Raw genomic sequence first — 6,243 nt, 5'->3', positions numbered from 1 at the left:
AGGCCGCTCCTACAGGGGCCTGTGGAAGCGGGCTTTTGTCGCAAATGGGCCGCGAAGCGGCCACTCATGCTCGAGCGCTAGCGATCATTCTTCTGGTAAATGATCTTCTTGGTCCCGCCGTCGCACGTCCCGACCACCATATTCGGGTCCTGGACCTCACTGTTAGGCACGATCTCCAGGGTGTACGAAGCCACCCCTTGGGCCTGGATCTTGGCCTCGATCTCGGCTTTCAGTTCTTCGCACGGCTTGACCGCCGCCAGCGCAGATGTGGCGACCAGCGAAGCGAACACGGCGATTGCTACGCGAATCATGGAACGGCTCCTGAAAAGGCAGTATTGCTGCCGACGTTGGTTAGACTACAGCAAACTGCCATCGTTGCGCCGCTTCAGCCCACCAACGCCGCATCCAGGCTGATCTTGGCGTTGAGCACCTTCGACACCGGGCAGCCTGCTTTGGCCTTGTTGGCTATTTCCATGAACTGCGCCTCGCTGGCGCCTGGCACCTTGGCTCGCAACACCAGGTGTACAGCGGTAATGGCAAAACCATCAGGCTGCTTGTCGAGGGTGACTTCCGCCGCCGTGTCGATCCGGTCCGGGGTGAGCCCGGCCTCGCCGAGCATCATCGACAGCGCCATCGAGAAGCAGCCCGCATGCGCCGCACCGATCAGTTCCTCTGGGTTGGTACCCGGCGTGTCCTCGAAACGGGTGTTGAAGCCATAAGGGTTCTGCTTGAGGGCGCCGCTTTCGGTTGAAAGCAGCCCTTTACCGTCCTTCAAACCACCTTGCCAGATCGCCGATGCTGTCTTCTTCATGATGCCTCCTTGTCACTCGGTTACGTGCCTATGGGTTCAGAGGTCAGGTACGCCCGGCAAGTTCAGAGCAATTGCGCACCCCCCATTGAATCCAACGATTACGCCCATACAGAGTCATAAAGGCCTCTGGCCAATCATTCTTGCGGAGGCCCCATGACGCAGCTACGTGACCTGAAGATTTCCACCCTCGACCTTGTGCCCGTTCGCGCCGACGCCGGCCCGGCGCAGTCGCTGCGCAACTCGCTGGACCTGGCGCAGCATGTCGAACGCTTCGGCTACAACCGTTTCTGGGTGGCCGAACACCACAACATGGACGGCATCGCCAGCTCGGCGACCTCGGTGCTTATCGGCTACCTTGCCGGGGGCACTTCGAGCATTCGCGTAGGCTCCGGCGGGGTCATGCTGCCCAACCATGCGCCACTGGTGATCGCCGAGCAGTTCGGCACCCTCGCCAGCCTGTACCCGGGGCGCATCGACCTCGGCCTTGGCCGTGCGCCAGGCTCCGACCAGATGACTGCATACGCCTTGCGCCGAGACCGCGCAGGTGGCCCGGACGATTTCCCGGACGATGTCGAAGAGCTGTCACGCTACCTTGGCCCCCGAACCGATGATCAAAAAGTGATCGCTGTGCCTGGGCAGGACACCGATGTGCCCATGTGGCTGCTGGGCTCCAGCCTGTTCAGCGCGCAACTGGCCGGTATGCGCGGCATGCCCTATGCCTTCGCCTCGCACTTCGCGCCGCGTTACATGCACGAGGCAATCCGCGTGTATCGCAACCACTTCAAACCGTCCACCACGCTGGACAAACCCTATGTGATGCTCGGCATTCCCATGGTGGTTGCCGAAACCGATGAACAGGCCGAATACCTGGCCACTTCGGTGTACCAGCGCATTCTGGCGCTGATTCGCGGGCAGAGCCTGATGCAGAAACCCCCGGTACCCAGCATGGACGGCTTATGGCTGCCCCATGAACGCGATGCGGTAGGCAGCTTCCTAGGGTTGGCGATGATCGGCAGCCCGCAGAAAGTGCGCGCCAAAGTGGAGGTGTTGCTGGAGCAAACCGGGGCGGATGAGCTGATGTTTACCTGTGACCTGTACGAGCATGCAGACCGTATCCGCGCTTATGAGCTGCTGGCGCAGGCTTTGAAGAGCGAGTGAACCCCTTCGCGAGTGCCCCCGCGAAGGGGCCACCGCGTCAGCCGCGGCGGTAGACGATTTCCTTGGTGCCGCCTTCGCAGCTGCCGATCACCTTGCCCGCCGGGTCGCCCTTTTCGACGATCTCCAGCTTGTAGCCAACAACCCCCTTGGCATCGAGCTTGGCGGCAATTTCCGCTTTCAGCTCCTCGCAGGGTTTGCCCGCCGCCATCGCGCCACCGGCCAGCGTCATCAGGCCCAGCGCCAGTATCAGTTTGTTCATCACTTGCATTCCTTGTGCAGATGAAACCAGAAAGGGGCGCCCACCAGGGCGCCCTGTTCCTAATACCCCATCAGTGCAACCTGTTCCAGCCTGGCTGTGTTTCAGCTATTGGCGATACGGAAGCCCACCTTCAACGTCACCTGGAAGTGCGCGACCTTGTTGTCGCGAATATGGCCACGGGTCTCGGCCACCTCGAACCACTCCATGTGCTTGATGCTCTGGCCGGCTTCGGCCAGGGCATTGTTGATCGCATCTTCGATACTGGTAGGCGAAGACCCCACCAGTTCGACCTTCTTGTAGGTGTGATGATCGGTCATGAGCGCTCTCCTTGGGTAACAGTGATATTCAGCCTGGCAGTGCGAGCCTGGTTTACCTGCGAGCTGTCATCAGGGGCGAAAGTTCGATCGCACTTTCGTGCAGCCCAAGGGTCGCACTTCATAGAGTCCATACTGCAAAGGAGAGTCAACATGCCCCGCAATTCGCTGCGTAAAACATCCCTGGAAAGCATGGAAGCAGAGATCGAAAGCCTGCTGAAAAGCCTGGAAAGCCTGAAGCACGATGCCTCCGAAGAAACCCAGAAATCAGTCAAGGCCATGCGCAGCAACGCCGAGAGTGCCCTGCGCCATTCGCGCAGCCTGCTGAGCGATGCCTATGAGGAAGTCAAGGAGCGTACCCGCCAGACCGGCATCGCCACCCGCGACTATGCCCAGGAGCACCCGTACACCACTGCCGGTGTAGCCATCGGCGCCCTGGGCCTGCTGGCAGCTTACCTGCTGTGTAAGCGCAACTAAGCGCTCTGCCCTAGCAGTTCTGCCCGCAACCATTGCGCCAGTTGCTCGGCGCGCCCGTCAGCGGCGCGCCGAGGTACCCACAGCGCCAGCGCCGCCGGGGTCGGTGAAAAGCCCCACGGCGCACTCAGGCGGCCCGCCCGCAGGTCATCGGCGACCAGGGGTTGCGGCGCAATCGCCACGCCCAGTCCCGCCACCGCAGCTTCCAACAGGTAATACAAGTGCTCGAAAGCCTGCCCGTAGTGCATGGCAGCCGGCTCCAGGCCCTGCTGCGCCGCCCAGGTCGGCCAAGCCTGTGGCCGCGAGGTGGTGTGCAACACGGCTTCTTCGAGCAAAGCTTTGGCTGGCGCCCCCTGCAAGCGCTGGTAACCGGCGAAGTGCGGGCTCAGCACCGGGCCGATTCGCTCCTCGGCCAACACATGCACCTGCATGTCTGCCGGCCACGGGGGCTCGGCATACACCAATAGCGCATCCAGCCCTGGCCGCCTTGGATCAAGGTCACCCTCACCGGCTGAAAGGTGCAGGCGCAGCTCTGGCAAGTCTGCCTGCAAACGCCCCAACCGCGGGATGAACCAGCGCGCCAGCAGGCTGCCTGAGCAACCCAGTACGAACGGGGCCTCGCGGGTGTCGCGGCTCAGTTCCGCACATGCGCTGCGCAAGCGGTCGAACGCCTCGCCACTGGCATCGCGCAGGCGCAGGCCGGCATCTGTGAGTTTGATGCCACGCCCTTCCTTGACGAACAACGCCACCCCCAGATGCTCCTCAAGCACCTTGATCTGCCGGCTCACGGCACCATGGGTAACGTGCAATGCCTCAGCCGCCTGGCTGACACTGTTAAGCCGGGCAGTGGCCTCGAAAGCACGCAGGGCATTGAGGGGAGGGAGGTCGTCGGCCATTACCTGTGAGTTTTCCTGACAAGTTTGCGCAATCTTATCGGTTTTCAGCCGGGCCTGTCGTGGTTAGAGTAAAGCCCATCACTCATTGCCTACGCCCTGGAGCGCCCCATGACCCAGTCCCAATACCGCCCCGGCCCCGACGCCAATGGCCTGTTCGGCTCGTTCGGCGGCCGCTATGTGGCCGAAACCCTGATGCCACTTGTGCTGGACCTGGCCCGGGAATACGAAGCGGCCAAGGCCGACCCGCAATTCCTCGAAGAGCTGGCCTACTTCCAGCGCGACTACATCGGCCGCCCCAACCCGCTGTACTTCGCCGAGCGCCTGACCGAACACTGCGGCGGCGCCAAGATCTTCTTCAAGCGTGAAGAGCTCAACCACACCGGCGCGCACAAGGTGAACAACTGCATCGGCCAGGTGCTGCTGGCCAAGCGCATGGGCAAGAAACGCCTGATCGCCGAAACCGGCGCCGGCATGCACGGCGTGGCGACCGCTACCGTCGCTGCGCGCTTCGGCCTGCCCTGCGTGATCTACATGGGCGCCACCGATATCGAACGCCAGCAGGCCAACGTGTTCCGCATGAAGCTGCTGGGCGCCGAGATCGTTCCGGTTACCGCGGGCACCGGCACCCTCAAGGACGCCATGAACGAAGCGCTGCGCGACTGGGTGACCAACGTCGACGACACGTTCTACCTGATCGGCACCGTGGCGGGCCCGCACCCATACCCGGCAATGGTCCGCGACTTCCAGTCGATCATCGGCAAGGAAACCCGTGCCCAGTTGCAGGAAAAGGAAGGCCGCCTGCCGGACAGCCTGGTCGCCTGCGTGGGGGGTGGCTCCAACGCCATGGGCCTGTTCCATGAGTTCCTCGAAGAGCCAACCGTCCAGATCATCGGCGTTGAAGCCGGCGGCCACGGTGTGCACACCGACAAGCATGCTGCCAGCCTGAACGGCGGTGTGCCCGGCGTACTGCACGGCAACCGCACCTATCTGTTGCAGGACGATGACGGCCAGATTACCGACGCTCACTCGATTTCGGCCGGCCTCGACTACCCGGGCATCGGCCCCGAGCATGCCTACCTGCATGAGGTGAAGCGCGTTGAATACGTCAGCATCACCGATGACGAAGCGCTGGATGCGTTCCACGCCACGTGCCGCCTGGAGGGCATCATCCCGGCCCTGGAAAGCGCTCACGCCCTGGCCGAGGCAATCAAGCGCGCCCCGCAGCTGCCCAAGGACCACCTGATGGTGATCTGCCTGTCGGGCCGCGGCGACAAAGACATGCAAACCGTCATGAGCCACATGGCCACCCAGGAGAAACAGGCATGAGCCGTCTAGAACAACGCTTCGCCGAGTTGAAAGCCGAAGGCCGCTCGGCACTGGTCACCTTCGTTACCGCAGGCGACCCGGGCTATGACGCCTCGCTGCAGATCCTCAAGGGCCTGCCTGCTGCGGGCGCCGATGTGATCGAACTGGGCATGCCATTCACCGACCCGATGGCCGATGGCGTAGCCATCCAGCTCGCTACCCTGCGCGCGTTGGAAGCGGGCCAGAACCTGGTCAAGACCCTGCAGATGGTTCGTGAATTCCGTGTGGACAACCACACCACGCCGATCGTGCTGATGGGCTACTACAACCCGATCCACCGTTTTGGCGTGGAAGCGTTCGTGAATGAAGCCAAGCAGGCTGGCGTCGATGGCCTGATCATCGTCGACCTGCCGCCGGAGCACGATGCAGAACTGGCGACCCCGGCCCAGGCTGCAGGTATCGACTTCATTCGCCTGACCACCCCGACCACCGACGACGCGCGCCTGCCGCGTGTGCTGGCGCGCAGCTCCGGGTTCGTCTACTACGTGTCCGTGGCCGGTGTGACCGGGGCCGGCTCGGCGACCACCGAGCACGTGACCGAAGCCATTGCCCGCCTGCGTCGGCATACCGACCTGCCGATCAGCGTTGGCTTCGGCATTCGCACCCCAGAGCAGGCGGCGAACATCGCCCGGCTGGCCGATGGCGTGGTAGTGGGCTCGGCGCTGGTCGACAAGATTGCCCAGGCCAACACGGCCGAACAGGCGGTGAGCGATGTGTTGAGCCTGTGCTCGGCACTGGCGGAAGGGGTGCGCGGCGCCCGTCGCTGACCGGCGTCGCCTTCATCGCCGGCAAGCCAGCTCCCACAAGGATTTCACAGGGCCTGAGGGTGGCGCTGTACCTGTGGGAGATTCTATGGTTCCTGGCAAGGGTAGCCGCTGCATCTTCAGTGCCTGTGAGATCGAGCGCCGCCCGCGCGGCGCATCGCGAGCTGCGCTCGCTCCTACGTTTGTTTCGGGCCAGTAGCCT

The 6,243-nt window shown here is 63.1% G+C and carries 9 protein-coding genes; 4 read left to right on the top strand and 5 right to left on the bottom strand.

Annotated elements, in window-relative coordinates; genetic code table 11:
- Nucleotides 1-77: 77 nt before the first annotated feature.
- Together GYA94_RS25270 and GYA94_RS25265 are read right to left on the bottom strand one after the other, a co-directional pair.
- A complete protein-coding gene (locus tag GYA94_RS25270; protein ID WP_009682184.1) occupies nucleotides 78-311 on the bottom strand; it encodes a DUF1161 domain-containing protein in 234 nt (77 codons plus the stop codon).
- Nucleotides 312-385: 74 nt separating this feature from the next.
- Entirely contained in the window at nucleotides 386-811 is a 426-nt protein-coding gene (locus GYA94_RS25265) for an OsmC family protein (protein WP_009682183.1), read from the bottom strand.
- Between the two features lie 153 nt (nucleotides 812-964).
- On the opposite strand from GYA94_RS25265, the gene GYA94_RS25260 reads away from it, so the two are divergent.
- Nucleotides 965-1,969 (top strand): LLM class flavin-dependent oxidoreductase, encoded by a 1,005-nt coding sequence (locus tag GYA94_RS25260; RefSeq protein WP_161893338.1) that lies wholly within the window; start codon nucleotides 965-967, stop codon nucleotides 1,967-1,969.
- A gap of 37 nt (nucleotides 1,970-2,006) precedes the next feature.
- On the opposite strand, the gene GYA94_RS25255 is transcribed toward GYA94_RS25260, so the two are convergent.
- Together GYA94_RS25255 and GYA94_RS25250 are read right to left on the bottom strand one after the other, a co-directional pair.
- A complete protein-coding gene (locus tag GYA94_RS25255) occupies nucleotides 2,007-2,228 on the bottom strand; it encodes a DUF1161 domain-containing protein (RefSeq protein ID WP_054906241.1) in 222 nt (73 codons plus the stop codon).
- A gap of 101 nt (nucleotides 2,229-2,329) precedes the next feature.
- Nucleotides 2,330-2,545: a dodecin gene (locus GYA94_RS25250; protein WP_009682180.1), complete on the bottom strand. Its 216-nt coding sequence runs from the start codon at nucleotides 2,543-2,545 to the stop codon at nucleotides 2,330-2,332.
- A gap of 150 nt (nucleotides 2,546-2,695) precedes the next feature.
- On the opposite strand from GYA94_RS25250, the gene GYA94_RS25245 reads away from it, so the two are divergent.
- The gene (locus GYA94_RS25245; protein ID WP_009682179.1) at nucleotides 2,696-3,019 is read left to right on the top strand and encodes an ElaB/YgaM/YqjD family protein; all 324 of its coding nucleotides are present in this window, start codon (nucleotides 2,696-2,698) and stop codon (nucleotides 3,017-3,019) included.
- Here GYA94_RS25245 and GYA94_RS25240 read toward each other — a convergent pair.
- Complete coding sequence (locus tag GYA94_RS25240; RefSeq protein WP_161893337.1) at nucleotides 3,016-3,912, bottom strand: LysR family transcriptional regulator; 897 nt, start codon at nucleotides 3,910-3,912, stop codon at nucleotides 3,016-3,018. The genes GYA94_RS25245 and GYA94_RS25240 overlap by 4 nt on opposite strands.
- A gap of 108 nt (nucleotides 3,913-4,020) precedes the next feature.
- On the opposite strand from GYA94_RS25240, the gene trpB reads away from it, so the two are divergent.
- Both trpB and trpA read left to right on the top strand, forming a co-directional pair.
- Complete coding sequence (trpB, locus tag GYA94_RS25235) at nucleotides 4,021-5,238, top strand: tryptophan synthase subunit beta (RefSeq protein ID WP_161893336.1); 1,218 nt, start codon at nucleotides 4,021-4,023, stop codon at nucleotides 5,236-5,238.
- Nucleotides 5,235-6,044: a tryptophan synthase subunit alpha gene (gene trpA / locus GYA94_RS25230; protein ID WP_054911466.1), complete on the top strand. Its 810-nt coding sequence runs from the start codon at nucleotides 5,235-5,237 to the stop codon at nucleotides 6,042-6,044. Before trpB ends, trpA begins: the two co-directional genes overlap by 4 nt.
- Nucleotides 6,045-6,243: the final 199 nt, after the last annotated feature.

Origin of the sequence: Pseudomonas juntendi (assembly GCF_009932375.1) — a bacterium.
Taxonomy (GTDB): domain Bacteria; phylum Pseudomonadota; class Gammaproteobacteria; order Pseudomonadales; family Pseudomonadaceae; genus Aquipseudomonas; species Aquipseudomonas juntendi.
The sequence above is the reverse complement of the archived record's forward strand: the minus strand, read 5'-3'. Positions and strand labels throughout refer to the sequence as shown.

What these genes read in the sequence shown, in the direction of transcription:
- GYA94_RS25270 (WP_009682184.1), bottom strand. Translation starts at nt 311, where the DNA reads ATGATTCGCGTAGCAATCGCCGTGTTCGCTTCGCTGGTCGCCACATCT.
- GYA94_RS25265 (WP_009682183.1), bottom strand. Translation starts at nt 811, where the DNA reads ATGAAGAAGACAGCATCGGCGATCTGGCAAGGTGGTTTGAAGGACGGT.
- GYA94_RS25260 (WP_161893338.1), top strand. Translation starts at nt 965, where the DNA reads ATGACGCAGCTACGTGACCTGAAGATTTCCACCCTCGACCTTGTGCCC.
- GYA94_RS25255 (WP_054906241.1), bottom strand. Translation starts at nt 2,228, where the DNA reads ATGAACAAACTGATACTGGCGCTGGGCCTGATGACGCTGGCCGGTGGC.
- GYA94_RS25250 (WP_009682180.1), bottom strand. Translation starts at nt 2,545, where the DNA reads ATGACCGATCATCACACCTACAAGAAGGTCGAACTGGTGGGGTCTTCG.
- GYA94_RS25245 (WP_009682179.1), top strand. Translation starts at nt 2,696, where the DNA reads ATGCCCCGCAATTCGCTGCGTAAAACATCCCTGGAAAGCATGGAAGCA.
- GYA94_RS25240 (WP_161893337.1), bottom strand. Translation starts at nt 3,912, where the DNA reads ATGGCCGACGACCTCCCTCCCCTCAATGCCCTGCGTGCTTTCGAGGCC.
- trpB (WP_161893336.1), top strand. Translation starts at nt 4,021, where the DNA reads ATGACCCAGTCCCAATACCGCCCCGGCCCCGACGCCAATGGCCTGTTC.
- trpA (WP_054911466.1), top strand. Translation starts at nt 5,235, where the DNA reads ATGAGCCGTCTAGAACAACGCTTCGCCGAGTTGAAAGCCGAAGGCCGC.